The sequence below is a fragment of the Streptomyces sp. 12E genome (assembly GCF_055633275.1).
In genome coordinates this window covers 7,146,594-7,172,234 of record NZ_JBVNCJ010000001.1, presented here as the reverse complement: position 1 = coordinate 7,172,234, position 25,641 = coordinate 7,146,594, and the positions used below count along the sequence as shown (strand labels likewise).

At 75.7% G+C, this 25,641-nt stretch carries 1 protein-coding gene (cut by a window edge); it reads right to left on the bottom strand.

What is annotated here, in order from left to right; all coding sequences use genetic code 11:
* A protein-coding gene (locus ACZ8ZB_RS32900) for a non-ribosomal peptide synthase/polyketide synthase (protein ID WP_470741214.1) crosses the window boundary here: on the bottom strand, nt 1–25,641 show its 5' portion. 3,213 nt of this gene lie to the left of the window's left edge; the window shows 25,641 of its 28,854 coding nt (coding positions 1–25,641); the start codon lies at nt 25,639–25,641; its stop codon lies beyond the left edge, outside the window.

Genomic DNA, 25,641 nt, shown 5'->3' with positions numbered 1-25,641 from the left:
GAAGACGACGTCGTCACGGCCCGTAGTGCGGGACAGCAGCACCGCCCAGGCGCCCTGCACCAGGGTGTTGACCGTCAGGCCCGCCTCCCGCGTCAGCCGGTGCAGGGCCGCGACCGTGCCGGAGGGAACCTCCAGGGTGACGTGGCCGGGTTCGGCCGTGGACGCGCCGGCCGCCGCGGGGGCGAGCAGCGTCGGCTCGTCCAGCCCGGTCAGCTCGGCGGTCCAGGCGGCCCTGGCGGCCTCCCGGTCCTGGGCCGCGAGCCAGGCGAGGTAGTCGCCGTACGGGGTGACGGCGGGCAGTTCGGCCGCCGAACCCCGCGCCGCGTACAGCGCGAACATCTCGCGGAGCAGCACGGGCATGGACCAGCCGTCGAGCAGGACGTGGTGCGGCGTCAGGACGAGGCTGTGGTGCTCCTCGTCGTGCTTGACCAGTGCGATCCTCAGCAGTGGGGGCCGCGCCAGGTCGAACCGCGCCGACCGTTCCTCCTCGGCGACGCGGTCACGCCGGGCGGTGTGCTCCGTCGCCGGTACGCCGGTCAGGTCCACGGTGCGCCAGGGCAGCCCGGGGTCGCGGACGATCACCTGGACGGGGACGTCGGCGGCGTCGTGGACGAACCCGGCGCGCAGGTTGGCGTGGCGGCGCAGCAGTGCCGTCCACGCCTCGCGCAAGGCCGCCTCGTCCAGGAGGCCTTCCAGGTCCAGTACGAGCTGGGCGGTGTAGACGTCGGTGTCCTGGGCGTCGTACAGCGCGTGGAACAGGAAGCCGTCCTGGAGCGGGGAGAGCGGGAGGACGTCCTCCAGGCCGGGGTACGCGGCCTCGAGGGACTCCACCTGCTCCTGGGTCAGGGACGGTACGAGCGGGAAGTCGGACGGCGTGTGGCCGCCTTTCTCCGCGCCCGTGCCCGCCAGGGTCTCCAGAGCCCGCAACCACCGCTCGGCCAGCTCCCGCACCTCCGCCTCGTCGAGCAGACCGCCCGCCCACGCGAACGTCGCCGACAGCACCGGACCGTCCGCCCCGTCGACCGCGACCGCGTTGACGTCCAAGGCGTGTGCGAGCGGGGTGGCCGGATCGGCGTCGGATCCGCCGGGCTGTGCGACCGGCGACCAGTCGGTACCGGACGGGGCGGCGGACATCGGTGTGCGTCCGAGGTAGTTGAAGCCGATCTGCGGCTCCGCGAGGGCCGCGAGGGCGGGCGCGGTGTCGGTGTTGAGGTGGCGCAGCAGGCCGTACCCCGCGCCGTCGCCGGGTACCGTCCGCAGCTGTTCCTTGACCCGCTTCACGGCGTCCACGGGGTCGTCCCCGAAGACGGCGACGTCGAGCCGTACGGGATGGACGCGGGTGAACCAGCCCACCGTGCGGGACAGGTCCACGTCCGGCCGGTCGGTGTCGCGGCCGTGGCCCTCCAGGTCGACCAGCACACCACCGCCGACGTCCACGCCCCGCGCCGCGCGCCACTGGCGCACCGCCAGGGCCAGCGCCCCCAGCAGCACGTCGTCGACCCCACCGTGGAACGCCGCCGGGACCGACGACAGCAACGGACCCGTGTACACCTCCGGCAACGTCACCGTCAGCCGCCGGGCGGTGGCGGTGGTGTCCTGCGACCGGTCCAGCGGGCGACGGCCGAGCGGGGGTTCGCCGGTGGCCAGCACCCCCTCCCAGTAGGGGAGTTCCTCCAGCAGCGCCGGGTCGTGCGCGCGCTCGGCGAGCAGGCCCGCCCAGCGCCGGAACGACGTGCCCACCGGGTCCAGGCACACCGGCTCGCCGGCCGCCACCGACTCCCACGCCTGCCGCAGGTCCGGCACCAGAATGCGCCACGACACCCCGTCCACCGCCAGGTGGTGCACCACCAGCAGCAGCCGGCCCGGCTCCTTGGAACCCGCGTCGAACCACACCACCTGCACCATCACGCCCGACTCCGGCGCCAGCCGCGCCACCGCAGCCCTCGCCTCCCCCGCCACGTCGGCACCGGCCAGGGACACCCGGCGCACGCACCCGGCGGCGTCCACCGCCCCGCGCCCGGCCACCTCCAGCGCCCCGTCCGCGAACACCCGCAGCCGCAGGGCGTCGTGGTGGTCCAGCAGCGCCCGCACCGCCGCCGTCAGCCGCTCCTCCCCCAGCCCGGCCGGCACCCGGAGCAGCACCGACTGCTGGAAGCCCTCCACCGTGCCCCGCCACTCCCGCAGCCAGCGCATCACCGGAGTCGGCTCCACCGGACCCGTACCGTCGTCCTCGACGCCGTCCACCGGCTCCCCGCCGACGGTGCCGCAGACCTCCGCGAGCGCGGCCGGCGTCCGGTGCTCGAAGACCTCACGCGGGGTGAGGACGAGTCCGGCCCGCCGCGCCCGGCTCACCAGCTGGATCGACATGATGCTGTCCCCGCCCAGCGCGAAGAACCCGTCGTCCGCGCCCACCCGCTCGACGCCCAACACCTCCGCGAACAGGGCGCAGAGGGTCCGCTCCACGGGAGTGCGCGGTACCCGGTCCGTGCCCGCGGTGCCGGTGAAGTCGGGCACGGGCAGGGCCGCGCGGTCGAGCTTGGCGTTCGCGGTGAGCGGCAGTGCGTCGAGCAGGAGGATGTCGGAGGGGACCATGTATTCCGGAAGTCGTTCGGCGAGGTTCGCCCGGAGCGTGGCGGGGTCGGGCGTGCGTCCCGGTTCGGGCACGACGTAACCGACGAGGTGCTTGCCGCCGGAAGGGGCCTTCCGCACGAGGACCACGGCGTCGGCAACCGCTTCCTGCTCGCCCAGCACGCCTTCGATCTCGCCGAGTTCGATGCGGAAGCCGCGGATCTTGACCTGGTGGTCGGCCCGCCCGAGGAACTCCAGCACCCCGTCCGGGGTCCAGCGCACCAGGTCGCCCGTGCGGTACATGCGGGTGCCGGCCGGACCGAACGGATCGGCGACGAAACGCTCCGCGGTCAGCGCGTACCGGCGCGCGTAGCCGCGTGCCAGCGCGTCACCCGCGATGTACAGCTCGCCCACCGCGCCGGGCGGCACCGGCCGCAGCCGGCCGTCGAGCACGTAGGCGCGCATGCCGTCGCGGGCCCGGCCGATCGGCACGCTGCCCGGTACCCGGGCCGCGTCACGCATGGCGTGCTGGGTCGCGAACAGGGTGATCTCGGTCGGGCCGTAGATGTCGGTGACGACCGTGTCCGGGCACGCGTTCAGGACGCGCCGCACGGACGCCGACGAGACCACGTCGCCGCCGGTGAGCACCTCGCGGACGCCCGCCAGGCAGCCGGGGTCCTCCTCGGCCACGACGCGGAAGAGTCCGGCCGTCAGCAGCAGCGAGGTCACACCGTGTGTGCGCAGGGCACGGGCGACAGCGGGGACGTCGAGGTCACCGGGCGGTGCGACGACGACCTCTCCGCCGCCGAGCAGGGGCATCCACAGCTCGTAGGTGGAGGGGTCGAAGCCGTACGGCGAGTGCAGCAGCACCCGGTGCGGACGCGCGTCGGCACCGGGGGCCCCGGCGTCGGCGTTCCAGCGGCGGTCGGTGGCCAGGCTCACCACACCGCGGTGGGTGATCTCCACGCCCTTCGGCTCGCCGGTGGAGCCGGACGTGAACATCACGTAGGCGGCGCTGTCCGGCAGGACGCGCGGGACGGGGGCCCGCACGGGGGTCTCCGCCCCCTCCGGACGGTCGTCGCCGCCGGCCACGACCTCGTGCTCGATCCCGGGCAGCCCGTCGGCGGCCGTGCTGCCGTCCGTGACCACGACACGGCATCCCGCCAGTCGTGTCATCGAGGTGAGCCGGGCCCTGGGCAGCTTCCCGTCGAGGGGCACGTAGGCCGCTCCGGCCTTCAGCACGCCGAGGACCGCCGTCACCACCTCCGGCGAGCGCTCCATCAGCAGCGCGACCCGCTCCTCCGGCTTCACCCCCAGGGACACCAGCCGCGCCGCGAGCCGGTCCGCCCGCTCGTCGAGCTCGCGGTACGTCCGTGACCCGCCGTCCCAGCGGACGGCCACGGCCTCCGGCGTACGCCCCACCCGCGCCGCGAACGCCTCGACGACGCTCGTCCCCGGCCTCGCCGAATCCGCGTCGACGTCGTTCCAGTCGGCGAGGATGCGGCGTCGCTCCTCGGCGGTGAGGACCTCGACCGTACCGGCCGGGCGGGCCGGGTCCTCCACGAACGCCCGCAGCACCCGCACGAACCGGTCGGCGAGCGTGCGCGCGGCCTCCTCGGTGAGGAGGTGCGGCATGTGGTGGAGCCGCAGCCAGAGTTCGTCGTCGCGGAGTCCGGCGGCGAGGGTCACCGGGTAGTGGGTCGCGTCGTGCACCTTCGAACCGCTGACGGCGAGCCCCGGGGACGGGGCGGCCCCTTCGTCGACCGGGTAGTTCTCGAAGACGACGAGGGTGTCGAAGAGCCGCGGCAGACCGGACAGCCGGTTGATCCGGCTCAGCCCCACGTGCTGGTGGGCCAGCAGCTCCGACTGGGCGGTCTGGAGGCGCAGCAGGAGGTCGGCCAGCCGCTCGGCCGGATCGAGGACGACCCGGACCGGGAGGGTGTTGATGAACAGGCCCGCCATGGTCTCGATGCCGGGTATCTCCGGCGGCCGGCCGGACACCGTCGTGCCGAAGACCACGTCGTCGCGGCCGGTCAGCCGGGACAGCAGCAGCGCCCAGGCGCCCTGCACCAGGGTGTTGACCGTCAGCCCCCGGTCCCGCGCCAGCCGGCGCAGTGCCGTCACGGCCGGCGCGGGGAGTTGCGCGCCGATCCTGGCGGGGACGCCCGGTGCCCCAGCGATGGCGGTCGGGACGTCCGGGACCAGCAGGGTCGGCTCCTCCACCCCGTCGAGCGCGTCCGCCCAGGCCCGCTCGGCCGCTTGCCCGTCCTGTGCGGCGAGCCAGGCGAGGTAGTCGCGGTACGGGGTGGGCGGCGGCAGATCCGCGCCGGCGCCACCGGCGTACAGGGTGAAGAGTTCCTTCGCCAGGACGGGGACCGACCAGCCGTCGAACAGGATGTGGTGGTTCGTCAGGACGAGGCGGTGGCGGGTGTCGCCCAGGTGGAGGAGGGCGAGGCGCATGAGCGGTGCCCGTGCCGGGTCGAGGCGCTTCGCGCGCTCCTCGGCGGCGGTCCGGCCGGCCTCCGCCTCCGCGTCCGCCTCGGACAGGGCCCGCAGGTCGACGGTGCGCCAGGGCAGCCCGGGGTCGCGGACGATCACCTGGACGGGGACGTCGGCGGCGTCGGGCACGAACGCGGCCCGCAGGTTGGCGTGGCGGCGCAGCAGTGCCGTCCACGCCTCGCGCAAGGCCGCCTCGTCGAGTCGTCCCTCCAGGTCGAGTTCGACCTGGGCGGTGTAGACGTCGGTGTCCTGGGCGTCGTACAGCGCGTGGAACAGGAAGCCGTCCTGGAGCGGGGAGAGCGGGAGGACGTCCTCCAGGCCGGGGTACGCGGCCTCGAGGGACTCCACCTGCTCCTGGGTCAGGGACGGTACGAGCGGGAAGTCGGACGGCGTGTGGCCGCCTTTCTCCGCGCCCGTGCCCGCCAGGGTCTCCAGAGCCCGCAACCACCGCTCGGCCAGCTCCCGCACCTCCGCCTCGTCGAGCAGACCGCCCGCCCACGCGAACGTCGCCGACAGCACCGGACCCCCGGGGCCGTCCTTCGCGATGGCGTTGATCTCGAGCGCGTGCGGCAGTGCCGTCACCGGGCCGTCGAGTCCGCCCGGCCGGTCGAGCGGAGTCCAGTCGGCCGAGGACACGGAGAGCGTGCGTCCGAGGTAGTTGAAGCCGATCTGCGGCTCCGCGAGGGCCGCGAGGGCGGGCGCGGTGTCGGTGTTGAGGTGGCGCAGCAGGCCGTACCCCGCGCCGTCGCCGGGTACCGTCCGCAGCTGTTCCTTGACCCGCTTCACGGCGTCCACGGGGTCGTCCCCGAAGACGGCGACGTCGAGCCGTACGGGATGGACGCGGGTGAACCAGCCCACCGTGCGGGACAGGTCCACGTCCGGCCGGTCGGTGTCGCGGCCGTGGCCCTCCAGGTCGACCAGCACACCACCGCCGACGTCCACGCCCCGCGCCGCGCGCCACTGGCGCACCGCCAGGGCCAGCGCCCCCAGCAGCACGTCGTCGACCCCACCGTGGAACGCCGCCGGGACCGACGACAGCAACGGACCCGTGTACACCTCCGGCAACGTCACCGTCAGCCGCCGGGCGGTGGCGGTGGTGTCCTGCGACCGGTCCAGCGGGCGACGGCCGAGCGGGGGTTCGCCGGTGGCCAGCACCCCCTCCCAGTAGGGGAGTTCCTCCAGCAGCGCCGGGTCGTGCGCGCGCTCGGCGAGCAGGCCCGCCCAGCGCCGGAACGACGTGCCCACCGGGTCCAGGCACACCGGCTCGCCGGCCGCCACCGACTCCCACGCCTGCCGCAGGTCCGGCACCAGAATGCGCCACGACACCCCGTCCACCGCCAGGTGGTGCACCACCAGCAGCAGCCGGCCCGGCTCCTTGGAACCCGCGTCGAACCACACCACCTGCACCATCACGCCCGACTCCGGCGCCAGCCGCGCCACCGCAGCCCTCGCCTCCCCCGCCACGTCGGCACCGGCCAGGGACACCCGGCGCACGCACCCGGCGGCGTCCACCGCCCCGCGCCCGGCCACCTCCAGCGCCCCGTCCGCGAACACCCGCAGCCGCAGGGCGTCGTGGTGGTCCAGCAGCGCCCGCACCGCCGCCGTCAGCCGCTCCTCCCCCAGCCCGGCCGGCACCCGGAGCAGCACCGACTGCTGGAAGCCCTCCACCGTGCCCCGCCACTCCCGCAGCCAGCGCATCACCGGAGTCGGCTCCACCGGACCCGTACCGTCGTCCTCGACGCCGTCCACCGGCTCCCCGCCGACGGTGCCGCAGACCTCCGCGAGCGCGGCCGGCGTCCGGTGCTCGAAGACCTCACGCGGGGTGAGGACGAGTCCGGCCCGCCGCGCCCGGCTCACCAGCTGGATCGACATGATGCTGTCCCCGCCCAGCGCGAAGAACCCGTCGTCCGCGCCCACCCGCTCGACGCCCAACACCTCCGCGAACAGGGCGCAGAGCAGCGCCTCCCGCTCCGTGCGGGGCTCCCTGCCCCCGCCCGCTTCCTCCGGATGCGGCGCCGGCAGGGCGGCGCGGTCCAGCTTTCCGTGCCGGGTCAGGGGGAGCTCGTCCAGGACGAGCAGGGTGCCCGGGAGCGCGTACTCCGGGAGCCGTTCGGCGGCCAGGGTCCTCAGACGTCCGGTGTCGAGGACGCGTCCCGGTTCGGGCACGACGTAGCCGGTGAGGTGCTTGGCCCCAGAGGGCGCCCGGTGCACCAGGACGACGGCGTCCGCCACCCCGTCCTGCTCGCCGAGGACCGCCTCGGTCTCGCCGAGTTCGATGCGGAAGCCGCGGATCTTGACCTGGTGGTCGGCCCGCCCGAGGAACTCCAGCACCCCGTCCGGGGTCCAGCGCACCAGGTCGCCCGTGCGGTACATGCGGGTGCCGGCCGGACCGAACGGATCGGCGACGAAACGCTCCGCGGTCTGCGCGAACCAGTTCAGGTAGCCGCGTGCCAGCGCGTCACCCGCGATGTACAGCTCGCCCACCGCGCCGGGCGGCACCGGCCGCAGCCGGCCGTCGAGCACGTAGGCGCGCATGCCGTCGCGGGCCCGGCCGATCGGCACGGCCGGCGGGACCGCGCTCCGGTCCTCCATGGTGTGGGCGGTGGCGTACACGGTGATCTCGGTCGGACCGTACGCGTCGGTGACGACGGTGCCGGGGCAGTGCTCCAGCACCCGGCGCACGGTGGCGGCCGTGACGACGTCGCCGCCGGCCATCACCTCGCGGACGCCCGCCAGGCAGCCGGGGTCCTCCTCGGCCACGACGCGGAAGAGTCCGGCCGTCAGCAGGAGCAGGGTCACGTCGTGCTCGCGGACCGCCCGCGCGACGGCCGCCACGTCCGGGTCGCCGGGCGGGGCCACCACGACCTCCCCTCCGTTCAGCAGCGGGGTCCACAGCTCGCAGGTGGAGGGGTCGAAGCCGTACGGCGAGTGCAGCAGCGTGCGGATCGGGCGGCCGGGGGCGAACACGGTCCTCCAGTGGCGGTCCGTGGCCAGGCTCACCACACCGCGGTGGGTGGCCGTCACGCCCTTCGGTTCGCCCGTGGAGCCGGACGTGAACATCACGTAGGCGGCGCTGTCCGGGTGGGGGCGCGTGTCGGGGCGTACCGCTCCCCCGCCCTGCAGCGGGTCCTCGTCGGTCACCGTGACGAAGTGGCCGGCCCGGGGCAGCAGGGCGGGTGCCGTGTCGCGGTGGGAGGCGTCCGTGACGACGACCGAAGCCCCGGTCTGCCGCAGCATCGTGTCCAGCCTGGCCGGGGGCAGGTCGGGGGCGAGGGGCACGTAGGCCGCTCCGGCCTTCAGCACGCCGAGGACCGCCGTCACCACCTCCGGCGAGCGCTCCATCAGCAGCGCGACCCGCTCCTCCGGCTTCACCCCCAGGGACACCAGCCGCGCCGCGAGCCGGTCCGCCCGCTCGTCGAGCTCGCGGTACGTCCGTGACCCGCCGTCCCAGCGGACGGCCACGGCCTCCGGCGTACGCCCCACCCGCGCCGCGAACGCCTCGACGACGCTCGTCCCCGGCCTCGCCGAATCCGCGTCGACGTCGTTCCAGTCGGCGAGGATGCGGCGTCGCTCCTCGGCGGTGAGGACCTCGACCGTACCGGCCGGGCGGGCCGGGTCCTCCACGAACGCCCGCAGCACCCGCACGAACCGGTCGGCGAGCGCACGGGCCTCTTCGTCCCCGAACGCGGCGGGCGCGTACTCGATGCGCAGGGACAGTCCCCGCTCGTGCGGTGCGGCCATCAGCATGAGCCGGTAGTGGGCCGCCTCACGGGTCCGTGCGCGGGTGAGGGTGAGGGACGTGCCGGTGAGGGACGTGGCCTTCTCGTCGACCGGGTAGTTCTCGTAGACCATGGCCGAGTCGAAGAGGTGCGGCAGTCCGGCCAGGCGGTGGATGTCGCTCAGACCCAGGTGCTGATGGGCCATCAGCTCCGCCTGCTCGCCCTGGAGCGCGTGCAGCAGTTCCTCGAGGGTCCGGTCCTGGTCCAGCCGCACCCTGACGGGCAGGGTGTTGATGAACAGGCCCGCCATGGTCTCGATGCCGGACACCTCCGGCGGCCGGCCGGACACCGTCGTGCCGAAGACCACGTCGTCGCGGCCGGTCAGCCGGGACAGCAGCAGCGCCCAGGCGCCCTGGAGGACGGTGTTGACGGTGAGCCCGCGGGACCTGGCCCACGTGACGAGGCGGGTGGCGAGGTCCTCGGGCAGTTCGGGGTGCACCCGTCCGGGGCGCGCGGCCGGCGCCGTCCGGTCGGAGGCGGCGGGGGCGACGAGCGTGGGCTCGTCCACCCCGTCCAGGGCCCGGGTCCAGGCGGCGTGTGCCTCGTCACGGTCCTGCGCGGCCAGCCAGCGCAGGTAGTCGCCGTAGGGGGTGACCCGAGGCAGCGTGGCCGCCGGTCCCCCGGCCGCGTACAGGGCGAACAGGTCCCGGGCCAGGACGGGCACCGACCAGCCGTCCAGGAGGATGTGGTGGTGCGTCAGGACCAGCCGGTGGCGCTTGTCGCCGAGGCGGAGCAGCGCGGCCCGCAGCAGGGGCGGGCGCGCCGGGTCGAAGCGTTCGGCGAGTTCCGCGTCCGCGATCCGGTCGCTCTCCGCGGCCCGCTCGGTGTCGGGCAGGCCGCTCAGGTCGGCCGTCCGCCACGGGAGTGCGGGGGTGCGGGCGATCACCTGGACGGGGGTGTCCGTGAGGTCGTGGACGAACGCGGCCCGCAGGTTGGCGTGGCGGGCCAGCAGCGCCGTGCAGGCGGTCCTGAGGGCGTCGGCGTCGAGCGGGCCTTCGAGGTCCAGGCAGAGCTGCGGGGTGTAGACGTCGCTCTCGCCGCCGTCGTAGACGGCGTGGAAGTGCAGGCCCTCCTGGAGCGGGGAGAGCGGGAGGACGTCCTCCAGGCCGGGGTACGCGGCCTCGAGGGACTCCACCTGCTCCTGGGTCAGGGACGGTACGAGCGGGAAGTCGGACGGCGTGTGGCCGCCTTTCTCCGCGCCCGTGCCCGCCAGGGTCTCCAGGGCCCGCAGCCACCGCTCGGCCAGCTCCCGCACCTCCGCCTCGTCGAGCAGACCGCCCGCCCACGCGAACGTCGCCGACAGCACCGGACCGTCCGCGCCGTCGACCGCGACCGCGTTGACGTCGAGCGCGTGCAGCAGTGGGGTGGCCGGATCGGCGCCGGCGTCCAGTGCGTGCGCGTCGTCGGCCACCGTCCAGTCGCCGCTCTGCGACGTGGACGACGACGCGGTCGTGCGGCCGAGGTAGTTGAAGCCGATCTGCGGCCGGGCGCAGTGCGTCAGGAGCGGGGCCGTCTGCGGGTTGAGGTAGCGCAGCAGGCCGTGGCCGGAGCCCCGGCCCGGCACCCGGCCGAGCTGCTCCTTGGCCTGCTTGGCGGCGTCCACGGGATCGTCGCCCGTGACGTCGAGCCGTACGGGGTGGACGCGGGTGAACCAGCCCACCGTGCGGGACAGGTCCACGTCCGGCCGGTCGGTGTCGCGGCCGTGGCCCTCCAGGTCGACCAGCACACCACCGCCGACGTCCACGCCCCGCGCCGCGCGCCACTGGCGCACCGCCAGGGCCAGCGCCCCCAGCAGCACGTCGTCGACCCCACCGTGGAACGCCGCCGGGACCGACGACAGCAACGGACCCGTGTACGTCCCCGGCAACGTCACCGTCAGCCGCCGTGCCGTGCCCACCGTGTCCTGTACGGGGTTCAGCGGTCGGGAACCGAGCGGCGGCTCCGGGGCCGCGAACGTGTCGGTCCAGTACGGGAGTTCCTCCAGCAGGGCCGGATCCTGCGCCCGCTCGCCGAGCAGGCCCGCCCAGCGCCGGAACGACGTGCCCACCGGGTCCAGGCACACCGGCTCGCCCGCCGCCACCGACTCCCACGCCTGCCGCAGGTCCGGCACCAGAATGCGCCACGACACCCCGTCCACCGCCAGGTGGTGCACCACCAGCAGCAGCCGGCCCGGCTCCTTGGAACCCGCGTCGAACCACACCACCTGCACCATCACGCCCGACTCCGGCGCCAGCCGCGCCACCGCAGCCCTCGCCTCCCCCGCCACGTCGGCACCGGCCAGGGACACCCGGCGCACGCACCCGGCGGCGTCCACCGCCCCGCGCCCGGCCACCTCCAGCGCCCAGACCAGTCCGCCCGCCGTCCGGGTCAGCCGCAGCCGCAGGGCGTCGTGGTGGTCCAGCAGCGCCCGCACCGCCGCCGTCAGCCGCTCCTCCCCCAGCCCGGCCGGCACCCGGAGCAGCACCGACTGCTGGAAGGCGTCGACGGGTCCGCGGCGCTCGCGCAACCGGTGGACGATCGGGGTGAGTTCGACGGGTCCGGTCCCGTCGTCCTCGGCGCGGGCGGCCGGCCGGTCGTCCGCGCGCCCGCTGATCCGCGCGAGTCGGGCCACCGTCTGGTGGGTGAAGACGTCGCGCGGGGTGAGGACGAGTCCGGCCCGCCGCGCCCGGCTGACCAACTGGATCGACATGATGCTGTCCCCGCCCAGCGCGAAGAACCCGTCGTCCGCGCCCACGCTCCCGGCGTCGACGCCGAGCAGTTCGGCGAAGATGCCGCGGAGGGTCTCCTCTGCCGGGGTGCCCGGCGTGCGTCCTCCGTCCGCCGTGCCGGCGGGTGCGGGCACGGGCAGGGCCGCGCGGTCCAGCTTGCCGTTGGGGGTGACGGGGAGGGCTTCGAGCACCATGATCTCGGCGGGGACCAGGTACTCGGGCAGGGTGTCGGCGGCCCGGCGGCGCACCTGCCCGCCGTCCAGGGAGCGGCCCCGCTCGGGCACGACGTAGCCGACCAGGCGCCGGCCGCCGGAGGGTGCGTCGTGGGCCACGACCGCGGCGGCGCCCACGCCCTCCTGCTCGCCGAGCGCGGCCTCGGCCTCGCCCGGCTCGACGCGCACGCCGCCGATCTTGACCTGGTCGTCGACGCGGCCCAGGTACTCCAGTTCGCCGCTGTCCGTCCAGCGGGCGAGGTCGCCGCTGCGGTACATCCGGGCGCCGGGCGGGCCGAAGGGGTCGGCGACGAAGCTCTCCGCCGTGGCGCCGGGGCGGCCCAGGTAGCCGCGGGCCAGCTGGGCACCGGCGATCCACAGCTCGCCGGGGGCGCCCGGCGGCACCGGCTCCAGGGCCGCGTCGAGGACGTACAGGCGGGTGTTGGCGACCGGCCGGCCGAGGGGCGGCGGGCCCTCGGGGTCGGCGGGGCAGCGCCACCAGGTGACGTCGACGGTGGCCTCGGTGGGACCGTACTGGTTGAACAGTGCCACGCCCGAGGCGCCGAGCACGTCGTGGAAGCGCCGTACGAGGCCGGCGGGCAGGGCCTCGCCGCCGGAGAACACCCGGCGCAGCCCGGTGCAGCCGGCGGCGGCCGGCTGGTCCAGGAAGGCGCGCAGGACGGTGGGCACGAAGTGCGCGGTGGTGACGGACCGGTCCCGTATCAGCCCGGCGAGCCGGGCGGGGTCACGGTGCGCCTCGGGCTCGGCGATCACCACGGCCGCGCCGGCGAGCACCGGCCAGAACAGCTCCCACACGGAGACGTCGAAGCCGGCGGAGGCCTTGTGCAGCACCCGGTCGTCGGACCGGAGGCCGTACTGCTCCTGCATGCCCCACAGACGGTTGACGACGGCCCGGTGCGGGACGGCGACGCCCTTGGGGCGCCCGGTCGAGCCGGAGGTGTGGATGACGTAGGCGGTGCTGTCGGGGTGCGGCGCCGCGAACCCGGCGGCGGGCCCGGAGGCGTCCTGCGGTCCGGGCGTCCCGTCGAGCGGCAGGACCGGGGTCCGCACGGCGGGGGGCAGCAGGTCGCGCGTCTCCCGGGTGGTCACCACGCACACCGGGTCGGTGTCGGCGAGCAGCAGGGCGATGCGCCCGGCCGGGAGGCCGGGGTCCACGGGCACGTACGCGGCACCGGTGCGCAGGACCGCGTGCAGGGCCACGGGCAGGCCGGCCGAGCGCGGGACGAGCACCGCGACGCGGCGCTCCGGCCTGGCCCCGAGCGCGCGCAGGCGGCGGGCGAGGGCGTCGACGCGGGTGTCCAGCTGCGCGTAGGTGAGCCGGTCGGCGCCGCAGACGACGGCCTCGGCGTGCGGAGTGCGCGCGGCGCGGTCGGTGAGGAGTTCGGGCACGGTGGCGGGCGGGACGTGCATGGCGGTGTCGTTCCAGTCGGTGAGTACGCGTCGGCGTTCGTCGTCGGCGGTGGTGGCGGCCCGGGTCACGGTGAGGTCCGGGTCGTCGGCGAAGGACTCCAGGAGCCGGGTCCAGCGCCGGGCGAGGAGCCGTACCGTCGCGGAGGTGAAGCGGTCCGCGCGGTACTCGACACGGCAGTCGATACCGTCCGGAGCGCCCTCGGGGGTGCGGTGTTCCGCCAGGTTGAAGGAGAGGTCGAAGCGGGCGGTGGCGGCGCCGACGCGGATCGGCTCGACGGTGAGGCCGGGGAGCTCGACGGCGTCGCGGGTGAGCTCGGGCTGGGCGGCCAGCATCACCTGGAACAGCGGGTTGCGGTCCAGGGAACGGGTCACGCCCAGGTGGTCGACGAGACGCTCGAAGGGCACGTCCTGGTGGGCGTAGGCGGTGAGGTCGGTCTCCCGCACCCGCCGCAGCAGCTCGCGGAAGTCCGGGTCGCCGCCGGTGTCGGTGCGCAGGACGAGCGTGTTGACGAAACAGCCGACGAGGTCCTCCAGCACCTCGTCGTCGCGCCCGGCCACGGCCGTGCCGAGCGGGATGTCCGTACCGGCGCCGAGGCGGGTCAGCAGCGCGGCGAGGGCGGCCTGGAGCGTCATGAAGACGGTGGCGGAGTGCTCGCGGGCCAGCTCCGCCAGGCGGGCGTGGAGCGGTGCGGGGATGCGGAAGAGGTACGAGCCGCCGGGTGCGGTGCCGGTGGTGTCACCGGGCGCGGCGGCGATGGGGTCCACGGGCAGGTCGATGCGGTCCGGCAGGTCCGCGAGCCTCTGCCGCCAGTGCGCGAGCTGACGGGCCGCGGCCCCGTCCGCGCCGTCGTCGGCGAGCAGGTCGCGCTGCCACAGGCTGTAGTCGGCGTACTGGACGGGCAGCGGGGCCCAGTCGGGCGCCCGCCCTCGCGTACGGCTGCGGTAGGCGGTGGACAGGTCGGCCGCCAGCGGTCCGAACGACCAGCCGTCGGCGGCGATGTGGTGCAGCACCAGGGCCAGGACGTGGTCGTCCTCCCCCAGTTCGAACAGGGCCGCCCGCAGCGGGATCTCGGCGGCCAGGTCGAAGGGCCGGCGGACGGTCCGCTCCAGCTCGGCGGTCAGGTCCGCCTCCGTGACGCGGACCGCCTCCGGTTCCGGGCGGGTCCGCTCGTCGCCGGCGTCCAGGATCTCCTGGCGGGGGCGGCCGTCGACGTCGGGGAAGACGGTGCGCAGCGCCTCGTGACGGGTGGTCAGGTCGGCGAGCGCGGCGCGCAGCGCGGGGAGGTCGAGGGGGCCGCGCAGCCGCAGCACCACCCGCATGTGGTAGCCGTCCGCGGCGCCCTCGGCGAACCGGTGCAGGAACCACAGGCGGCGCTGGGCGGAGGACAGCGGGATCTCGTCGGGCCTGACGCCGGCGGCGGGCCGGGGCCGGGGCGGGGCGCCGGCGGCGGTGGTGACGCGTTCGGCGAGTTCCGCGACCGTGGGGGCCTCGAAGACGGCGCGGACCGGCAGGTCGGCGCCGAGCGCGCTGCGCAGGTGGGCGACGAGGCGGGTGGCGAGCAGCGAGTGCCCGCCCAGGTCGAAGAAGCTGTCGTCGATGCCGATCCGGTCGGCGCCGAGGAGCCGTGCGTACAGGCCGCACAGCACTTCCTCGAGCGGTGTGCGCGCCTCGCGGCCGCCGTCCGCCGCGGAACCGTCCGCGGCGCCGGGGGCCGGCAGGGCGCGGCGGTCCACCTTGCCGTTGGGGGTGAGCGGCAGCCGGTCCAGGACGACGAACGCGGAGGGCACCATGTAGCCGGGCAGGCCGGCTGCGGCGTGGCGGCGCAGCCCGGCCGGGGCCGGGACGTCCTCGGGTCCTGTTCCTGTTCCGGTCTCCGGGACGACGTAGGCCACCAGTCGGAGGTCGCCCTCGGGCGTGTCCCGGCGTGCGTCCGCGACGGCGCGGGCGACCGCCTCATGGCTCTCCAGGACCGCCTCGATCTCGCCGAGTTCGACGCGGTGGCCGCGCACCTTGACCTGGTGGTCGGCGCGGCCGAGGTGGTCCAGGCGGCCGTCCGCGGTCCAGCGGGCCAGGTCGCCGGTGCGGTACATCCGGGTGCCGGGCCCGCCGTACGGGTCGGCGAGGAAGCGCTCGGCGGACGCGCCGGGGCGGCCCGCGTACCCCCGGGTGACGCCGGGGCCGGCCAGGTAGAGCTCGCCGGGCGTTCCGGCGGGGACCAGGCGCAGCCGGTGGTCCAGCACGTAGGCACGGACGCCCGGGCGGGGGCGGCCGATCAGGAAGCGCCCGCCGGACAGCCGGGCCCCGGGCTCGCCCACCGCCTGGAAGGTGCTGCTCATGGTCGCTTCGGTGGGCCCGTACTGGTTGACGACCAGCGGGTCCCCGAGGGCGGCCGTCCGCTGGAGGTGGCTTTCGGTGAGCGCTTCGCCGCAGGTCATCACCAGCCGCGGGGAGGGGCGTTCGCCGACGGGCAGCTGTGCCGCCTCCTCGTTCAGGGCGGTCAGCAGGGACGGCACGGCGGAGAGGAGCACGGTGACCCGGTGGCGGCGCACGGCCCGGACGAGGGCGCGTGCGTCGTTGGCCTCGGCGGACGGGACCATGACGACGCGCCCGCCGGCGGCCAGGGTGCCGAGGATGTCGCGCACCGAGGGGTCGAAGGAGACGGAGGCCAGGTTGAGCACGGCGTCGTCGGGGCCGAGCCGGGCGATCCCGGACGTCAGGTACGAGAAGTAGGCGGTGACCCCCCGGTGCGGCACCACGACCGCCTTGGGCCGCCCGGTGGAACCCGAGGTGTGGATGACGTAGGCCGGGTGACCGGGCCTCAGCGGCGCGGTGCGCTCGTCGTCGACGGGGTCGCCGTCCGGCAGGGCGCGCAGCGCGCGTCCGGTGTCAGGGCCGTCGAGCCGCACGACGCCGGGGCGGACGTCCTCGGGGAGCGACGCGGCTGCCCCGGAGGTGGTCAGCACCGTCACCGGCCTGGCGTCGTCGAGCATGTACGCGATGCGGTCCGCCGGGTAACCGGGGTCCACCGGGAGGTAGGCCGCGCCGGCCTTGAGGACCGCCAGCAGGGCCACCACCAGGTCCGGGGAGCGGGGCACCGCGACGGCGACGGTCCGTTCGGGCCCGGCGCCCCGGGCGATGAGCAGGCGGGCGAGGCGGTTGGCGCGGGCGTGCAGTTCGCGATGGGTGAGCCGTTCGTCCTCGAAGAGGACCGCCGGGGCGTCGGGGGCGGTGGCCGCCCGGTCCTCGAGGACGCCGGTGACGGTGCCGGCCGCCGCGGCCTCGTCCTGTGCTCCCTGCCAGGCGGTCAGCAGACGGCCGCGTTCGCGCGGGGTGAGGACTCCGGCGCGGCCCGCGGGCCGGTCCAGGCCGTCGCCGAGTTCCTCGAAGAGGCGCACCAGCCGCTCCATGAGCGCTTCGGCGGCGGTCCGGTCGTAGGCGGAGGTGTGGTAACCGAGGGTGAGGTGCAGTCGCTCGCCGGGGGTGGCGAGCAGCCGCAGCGGGTAGCTCGTGGCCACTCCGCCGTCGACGGCGGAGACACGGATGCCGTCCGCCGACCGGAACACGGCCGGGTCCAGCGGAAAGTTGAGGAACACCACCATCGTGTCGGCGAGCGCTCCGGCGCCGGACTGCCGCAGGATCTCCGGCAGTCCGAGGTGCTGGTGTGCGGCGAGACGGGACTGCTCGTCCTGCAGTCGGCGCAGGACGGCGGCCATCGGCCGCACCGGGTCGAGGCGCACCCGGACCGGGACGGTGCTGATGAACAGACCGATGACGGACTCCACGTCCTCGACGTCGGCCGGGCGGCCCGCGTGCGGGGCGTCGAGGACGACGTCGTCGCGGCCCGTCAGCGCGCCGATCAGGGTGGCCCACGCGCCCTGCACCAGGGTGGCCGGTGTCAGGCCGTGGCGGCGGCAGTGCGCGGTCAGGCGGGAGGTCAGGTCCGGGGACAGCAGGCGCTCCACGGTCCCGTGCCCCGGCTCGTGCGCCGGACCGCCGGTGCCGTCGTCCGCCCGGCTGCGGGTCACCGGCGCCACGAGGGACGGTTCGGCGCCGTCGAGCGCCTGCCGCCACGCCCGCCGTGCCGCGTCCTTGTCCTGGCGGGCGAGCCAGGACAGGTACCGCTCGAACTGGGGCGCCGGAGGGAGGGAGTCCGGCTCGGCGTAGGCGGTCAGCAGTTCGTTCAGCAGCAGCGGCTGCGACCAGCCGTCGAGCAGGATGTGGTGGTAGGTCACGATCATCGTGTGCCGGTGCGGGGACAGCCGGGCCAGCGCCACACGCAGCAGCGGCGGCCGTGCCGGGTCGAACGGGGTCTGCCGCTCCGCGGTCCGCAGCCCGGCGAGCCGCGCCTCCCGCTCCGGCCCGTCGGCCGTGGACAGGTCCGTCTCACGCCAGGGCGGTGCCGCCTCGCCGGAGACGATCTGCACCGGGCCCGCCTCCGCGTCGTGCACGAAGGCGGCCCGCAGGCTGCCGTGCCGGGCCAGCAGGCGGGTCCAGGCGGTGCGCATCCTGGCCGGGTCGAGGGGGCCGTCCAGCGTGAGCGACAGCTGGACGGTGTAGTCGTCCACCCGGGTCCTGCCGTCCTCCCCGGCCCGCGCGGCGGCCAGGGACTCGAAGAGCAGTCCTTCCTGCAGCGGTGTCAGCGGGAGGACCGGCATGTTCGCCGGGCCCGGGTACGGGGCGGTCAGCCGCTCGCGCACCGGCGCCGGTATCGGCAGCAGGGACTCCCCGAGTGCCACTCCCGACGGTTCGGCGGCGTCGGTGTCCTCGGGGTCCTCGGGGTCCTCGGGGTCCCGCGCCACGGAGGCGAGGGCCGCGACGGTGGGGTGCGCGAAGACGTCCCGGACGGCCAGGCCGATTCCCGCCCGGCGTGCGGCGCCCACCAGCCGCATCGCCAGCACGCTGTCGCCGCCCAGGACGAAGAAACTGTCGTCGATGCCCACGTGCGGGACGCCCAGCAGCCGGGCGAAGGCGGTGCACAGGGCCTGCTCGGTCGCGTCGCGCGGCGCCCGGCTGTCCGGTGCGGCCGCGAAGTCCGGCGCCGGCAGGGCGGCGCGGTCCAGTTTGCCGCTCGCGGTGAGCGGCAGCTCCGGGAGTACCACGAAGGCGGCGGGCACGAGGGCCTCGGGCAGGGTCCGTTCGGCCAGGGTCCGCAGTTCGGCCGGGAGCGCGGCGAGCCTGCGGGCGAGGCCCGGATCGTTGGTGCGCCGTGCCCGGGCCGGGACGGGTTCCGTCGCGGGACGGTGGGCGCACAGCGCTTCGCCGGCCGGGGAGTCCGGGGCGTCCGTGCGCCGGAAGACGGCGTCCACCGCGCCGGGGCCGGTCGCCGAAGGCGCCACGGCCACGTGGTAGCCCAGTTCCTCGGCGAGGGCGTACAGGTCCTCGGGGTCCACCGCGCCGGGCACCGGGACGTCGTCCGCGAGGAGGCGCGCGGCACGGGCGGGTTCGGCACCCTCGTCAAGTCGCCGGGCCGCCAGGACCTGCCGGGCGGTGCGGTCGTCGGGGAGTCCCGACACGCGCAGTCGTGCCGGGCGGGCCGTGGACAGGGTGTGCCGCAGTCCGTCCAGGTCCGTTCCGTCGCCGGCGTCGTGGCCGTCGGCCGGAGCCGCCGCGGCCTCCGGGGCCGTGTGCAGCACGACGTCGTAGCGGTAGCGGCTCAGTTCGTTGCGGTACCCGCCCCGCTTCACCTGGACGTCCGCGGCGGTGAAGGGGCCGTCGGGACCGGTCCGTCCGGTGAACCAGGCGGGGTCGACGAGGAGCTCGTTCTCGTTCAGCAGGGCCCGGCCCACGGACCGGCGCAGCGCCGCGGTGCCGGTGTGTCGGCCCGGAGGGAGCCGGAGCAGGTGCTTCTCCGTCTCGAAGACGCGGGCGGCCCGCAGGTCCCGTACGTCACCGACGAAGATCCGCCCGCCGGGTGCCAGCAGCGGCACGACGGCGCGGACCACCCGGTCCAGGTGGTCCGCGTCCGGGAAGTACTGGACCACCGAGTTCAGCACGACGGTGTCGAAGAACCCGGTGGGCAGGCCCCCGGTGTCGTCCGCCGCCTGGTGCCGCAGGGTGACGCGCCCGGCGAGGTGGCCGGGCAGCCGGTCGCGCAGCGTGCCGATCACCCCGGCGGAGAAGTCGGTCGCCCAGTAGGCCTCGGTGTCCCCTGCGAGCCGCGACAGCAGCAGGCCCGCGCCGACTCCGATCTCCAGCAGGCGTACGGGACGCAGGGCGCGGATCCGCTCCACGGTCGCGTCGCGCCAGCGGCTCATCTCCCGGTGCGGGAGGGGCCGGCCGTCGTAGCTGCTGTTCCAGCTGGAGAAGTCGTCGCCGAAGGCGGTGGATCCGCCGGTGGCGGACGGTTCCTGGGCGGCGGGCGCGTAGACCGACTCCCAGACGGCGTTCCACTCCCGCACCTGCGCCCGTTCGGCCCCGGACGCGTCCGGGTCGCGCCCGTGGAGGGCCGGCACCACATAGGCGGTGAGCTGCCGTCGGCCCGGCTCGTCCTCCCGGACGACCACCGCGGCCCGGCTCACCACCGGGTGCCCGGCGAGCACGGCCTCGATCTCGGCGGGTTCGGCGCGCACGCCCCGGATCTTGATCTGGTGGTCGGTCCGGCCCAGGTACTCCAGCGTGCCGTCGCCGCGCCACCGCGCCAGGTCGCCGGTGCGGTACATGCGGCTGCCCGCGGGGCCGAAAGGATCGGCCACGAAGCGGAGCGCGGTCGTCCCGGGCAGGGCCGGGTAACCGCGGGCGAGCTGGCGTCCCGCCAGGTACAGCTCGCCCGCGACGCCCGGGGCGACCGGCCGGAGCGCCGCGTCGAGCACGTAGACCCGGGTGTTGTCCACCGGACCGCCGATGGGGACCGTACCCGTCCCGGCGGACACCGCGGCGCCCGTCCGGGCGGGGACGCAGCTCCACCGGGTGACGTCGATGGCCGCCTCGGTCGGTCCGTAGAGGTTGAACAGCGGAACGCCGAGGATGCGGAGGCAGGTGTCGGCGAGTTCGGCCTCGAGCGCCTCGCCGCTGCAGATCACGCGCCGCAGCCCGGCTCCCGTCACGGCCGCGGCGGGCCCGTCGAGGGAGTCGAGGAACACCCGGAGCATGGACGGGACGAAGTGCACCGTCGTCACCCGGTGGGTCTCCATGGCCGCCGCCAGGTACTCCGGGTCGCGGTGTCCACCGGGGCGTGCCACGACCACCGCGGCTCCCGCGGTCAGCGGCCACAGCAGCTCCCACACGGACACGTCGAACCCGACGGGCGTCTTGTGCAGCACCCGGTCGTCGGCGGTCAGGGCGAACTCCCGCTGCATGCCCAGCACCCGGTTGGCGATGGCCTCGTGGGAGACGACGACGCCCTTCGGACGGCCGGTCGAGCCCGAAGTGAAGATCATGTACGCGGCCGAGCCGGGCGCCACGGGGACCGGCGAGGACAGGGCTCCACCGTCACCGGCGGGCTCGCCCTCCCCGAGGAGGACCGTGTCCGGGCCGCCCGGACGGGGGAACCTCTCGACGAGGCCGCGCGTGGTGAGGACGCAGACCGGGGCCGCGTCGTCCAGCAGCAGCCCGATCCGCTCGGCCGGCAGGTCCGGGTCCACCGGCACGTACACCGCGCCCGCGCGCAGCACGGCGTGGACGGCGACGAGCAGGTCCGCCGAACGTGGCACGGCGACGGCCACGCGGGTCTCGGGCACGGCCCCGCGCTCGCGCAGCAGCGCCGCGAGCGCCGCCACCCGGGCGTCGAACTGCGCGTACGTCAGCTCCTCGGTGCCGTCCCCGCCGTCCCCGTACACCACGGCGGTCGCGTCGGGTGTGGCCGCCGCCCGCGCCGCGACCAGCTCGGGCACGGTGACGGGCGGCACCGGCACGGCGGTGTCGTTCCACTCCGTCAGCGCCCGCCGCCGCTCCTCGGGGAGGAGCACGTCGACGGAGCCGACGGTCCGGGTGGGGTCGGCGACCGCCCCCTGGAGCAGCCGCACCAGCCGTTCGCCGACGAGGGCGACGTCCTCCGGCGAGAAGGCGCCGGTCCGGTAGCCGAACCGCAGGCTGAGCCCGTCGCTCTCCGGCACCACCAGCAGGGTCAGCGCGTAGTGGGTGCCCGCGTGGACGTGCGGATCGGTGATGCCGAGGCCGGGTCCCGGCCGGAAGGCAGCCGGGTCGACGGGGAAGTTCTCGAAGGTCAGGACGGTGTCGAAGAGCCGGTCGAGCCCGGTGGGGCGGGTGATGTCCGGCAGGCCCAGGTGCGCGGCGGCCGTGAGGCGCGACTGCCGGCGCTGCATCCCGCGCAGGACGCCGAGCAGGTCGTCCGCCGGACGCAGCCGCACGCGCACGGGGACGGTGTCGACGAACAGCCCGATCATGGACTCGGCCCCGTCGATCTCGGCGGGGCGGCTGGCGACCGTGGTGCCGAACACGACGTCGTCGCGCCCGGTCAGCCCGGCCAGGAGGAGGGCCCAGGCGCCCTGGACGACGGTGTTGAGGGTGAGGCCGTGCGCGGCGGCCAGGTCCCGCAGGGCGTCGGCGGTGCGGGCCGGCAGGCCGACGGTGTGCCGGCCCTGCGCCGGTCCCGCCGCTCCGGCGGTGTCCGGCACGAGGAGCGTCGGTGCGTCGAGCCCGTCGAGCAGGGCGCTCCACTCGGCGCGGGCCGCGTCACGGTCCTGCCGTCCGAGCCAGGACAGGTACGCGCGTGGCGGGGACACCGGCGGCAGGGGCTCGTCGTGGTACAGCGCGAACAGCTCACGGCCCAGCAGGGGCAGCGACCAGCCGTCGAGCAGCATGTGGTGGTGGGTGAAGAGCACGGTGTGCCGCTCGGGGGCGAGCCGCACCAGGGCGATCCGCAGCAGTGGGGGGCGTGACAGGTCGAAGCGTCCGGCCCGTTCCTCGGCGGCGACCTGCCGCAGCCGCCGGTCCCGCTCCCGGTCGTCGGTGTCGGAGGGCGGCCGTGTGAGGTCCACGTCGCGCCAGGGCAGCACGACGTCGTCGAGCACCACCTGTGCCGGTGCGTCGGCGGCGTCGGCGACGAACGCGGAGCGCAGGACGGGGTGCCGGCGCAGCAGGGCGCGCCAGGCCGCGCGCAGCCGGTGCCCGTCCAGCGGGCCCTCGACCGTGAAGCCGAGCTGCACGGTGTAGTCGTCGTCCCCGGCGGCCTGCGCGTCGTGCAGGGACTGGAACAGCAGGCCCTGTTGCACGGGGGTCAGGGGCAGGGCGTCGGAGAGCCTCGGGTAGCGGGCGCGCAGACGCCGGAGTTCCGCCTCGGTGAACAGGGCGGCGCCCGAGGGATCCGGTACCGAGGGGGCGTCGCCCGCGGCGTCCTCCCGCACGGCCGTGCGGCCGGCGAGGTCCGCCACGGTCGGGTGCTCGAACACGTCGCGCAGGGCGAGGATCAGTCCCTCGCGGCGTGCGGCGGCGACCAGGCGCATCGCCGAGACGCTGTCGCCGCCCAGGGCGAAGAAGTCGTCGTCGATGCCCGCGTCCGGTGCGTCGAGCAGATCGGCGCAGAGCCGGCGGAGGGTCTCCTCGACCGGGTTCCGCGGCGTCCGGCCGGCCCCGCGGACGGCCACCGTCGGCGCGGGCAGCGCGGCCCGGTCGAGCTTGCCGTTCGCCGTCAGGGGCAGCTCCGGGAGGGTCACGAAGGCGGCGGGCACCATGTACGGGGGGAGACTCCGCGCCAGCGCCGCGGCCAGCTCGTGTCCGTCCGCCGCCGGCTCCGTGCCCGGGACGAGGTACGCCGTGAGCTGCCGCCGGCCCGGCGTGTCCTCGCGGAGCACCACCGCGGCACGGTCCACGCCCGGCTGCCGCGCGAGCGCGGCCTCGATCTCGCCCGGTTCGATGCGGTGTCCGCGCACCTTGACCTGTTGGTCCGCCCGGCCCACGTAGGCGAGCCGGCCGTCCCGCGTCCACCGGACGAGGTCGCCGGTCCGGTACATGCGGGTGCCGGGCGCGCCGAAGGGATCGGCCACGAAGCGCTCGGCCGTCAGGCCGGGCCGCCCCTCGTACCCGCGCGCCAGTCCGGCGCCGGCGATGTACAGCTCGCCCACCGCACCGGGCGGCACGGGGTGCGCCGCCCCGTCCAGCACGTACACCGCGGTGCCGGCGATCGGCCGTCCGATGGTGACCGTCGCCGCTTCGGTGTCCTCGGCCGACAGGTCGGCCGCGGTCGACCAGACCGTCGTCTCCGTGGGTCCGTAGACGTTGGTCACCGACGCGGCGGACGCGACGAGTTCACTCGCCAGTGCGGCCGGCAGCGCCTCACCGCCGACGAGGACCCGGACGCCGCCGAGGACGGGGGCGACCTCCGCGGACACCGCCTGCCACAGGCTCGGCGTCGCCTGCATCACCGAGACGCCCTTGGTCAGCAGCAGTCGCCGCAGCCGTGCCGGGTCACGTGTCTCGTCGGGTCCGGCCACCACCACCGCGGCACCGGCCACCAAGGGCGCGAGCAGTTCGAGGTTGGCGATGTCGAAGCCCGGTGTGGTCACGGCGAGCAGGCGGTCGCCGCCGCCGAGGCCGGTCCGCCCGGCCATGTCCAGCAGCAGGTTGGCGAGGGCCGACCGGGGGACGACCACGCCCTTGGGCCGTCCGGTCGACCCCGAGGTGAAGATGACGTACGCCGCGGCCGCACCGGGCACCGCGGCAGGCGGCGCGGGAGCGTGAGCACGGCTACGGGCGTCGACGGGGGCGGCGTCCCACGGCCCGTCGGTCAGCACGCGCCGCGGGCCCCGCGGCACCCGCCCGGCCAGTTCGGCCGTCGTCAGGACCACGGCCGGCCGCGCCCCGGCCACCATGAGCTCCAGCCGCTCCACCGGGTGCGACAGGTCCAGCGGCAGATAGGCGGCGCCGGCACGCAGGCAGGCCAGCACACCGGTCACCAGGTCCACCGAGCGTGGCAGCGCCAGCGCCACGCGGTCCTCCGGCCCCACTCCGTGAGCGGCCAGGACGTCGGCCAGCCGGGCCGCCCGGCCGACCAGTCCGCCGTATGTCAGGGACGTTCCCCCGGCGGTCACCGCGACGGCGTCCGGAGTGCGGGCCGCCTGCGCCGCGACCAGCCGCCACGGGTCGCTCTCCCCGGCGGGGGCGACATCGCCGGCGGCCCCGACGCCACCGGACCAGCCGCCCAGCACGCGCCGGCGCTCGTCCTCGTCGAGCAGGTCGCCGTGGCCGATCGGCCGCGCGGCGGCGTCGTCCCCCGCGGTGAGCCGCTCCAGCAGTCGCAGGAACCGCTCGTGGTGTCCGGACAGTTCACCGGCCGAGTACAACTCGGGGTTCCCGTCGACGACGACCTCGATCGTGCCGCGCCGTCCCGGACGCCCGCCGTAGCAGGCGACCGACAGGTCGGCCACCGGTCCCACGGCCAGACTGCGCAGGGTGCCGTGGAGGCCGCCGAAGGTGAAGTCCTGGCCGAACGGCATGACGTTGACGACCGGCCCGTAGATCCGGCCCCCCGCGGAGAGACCGAGGTCGCGGGCGAGGTCCGCCTCCGGATAGCGCTGGTGCCGCACCGCGCTCTTCATCTCGGCCGCGACCCGGGCGGTCAGCTCGCCGTACGTCAGGCCGGGGTCCACGCTCAGGCGCAGCGGGACGACGTTGGACACCATGCCGGGGGCGGCCTCCGCGACGGAACCGACGCGCGCGGTGACCGGGAAGCCCAACACCAGGTCGTCGGCCCCGGTCATCCGGTGCAGATAGGCGGTGACGCCCGCGACGAAGGCGGCCGGCCAGCTCGACCGGCCGCTGCGCGCGACCTTCCGCATCCCCGACTCGGTCGCGGGGCTCAGCCATGAGGTCCGCCGGTGCACCGGGGCGGTGGGCGGAGCAGCGCGCTCCACCAGCCCGGCCGGTACGGGCCGGCCGGCCATCCGCTCCAGCCAGTACGCCCGGTCGGCGCGGAAGTCGTCCGAGGCCCGGTAGGCCGCCTGCTCGTCCAGCAGTTCCCGGAGCGGCCGCAGGGCGCCCCCCTCGGGGTCGCGCCCCTCGGCGAGCGCGGTGTAGAGGTCCGCCGCGCGCCGTACGGCGATCCCGGCGCCGAACCCGTCGCTGATCAGGTGGTGGATGCCCGAGTACCACCAGTGGCGCTGCCCGGCGACGCGGATCACCGCGCTCGTGAGGTTCGGCGGCTGGCCCAGGAGGCGCGGGCGCGCCATGTCAGCCTTCATCCAGGCGTGTGCCGCGGCCTCGGGGTCGGCCTCGGCCGACACGTCGACGAAGAGCTGTTCCCACGCGCCGGTCGGCTCGACCCACTGACGCAGTTCGCCCTCGTGCTCCCCGATCCGGACGCGGAACCCGTCGGCCTCGTCGAGGAAGCGGCGCGTCGCCTCGGCCAGCAGCGCGAGGTCGAGCGGACCGGCGATGTCGACGTAGACGCCGAGGTTGTAGGCGCGGCTCTGCGGTGCCAGTTGCTGGCCGAACCAGATGCCCGACTGTCCCGGGGTCAGCGGCAGGCCACGAGGGTGGTCGTCTAGCAC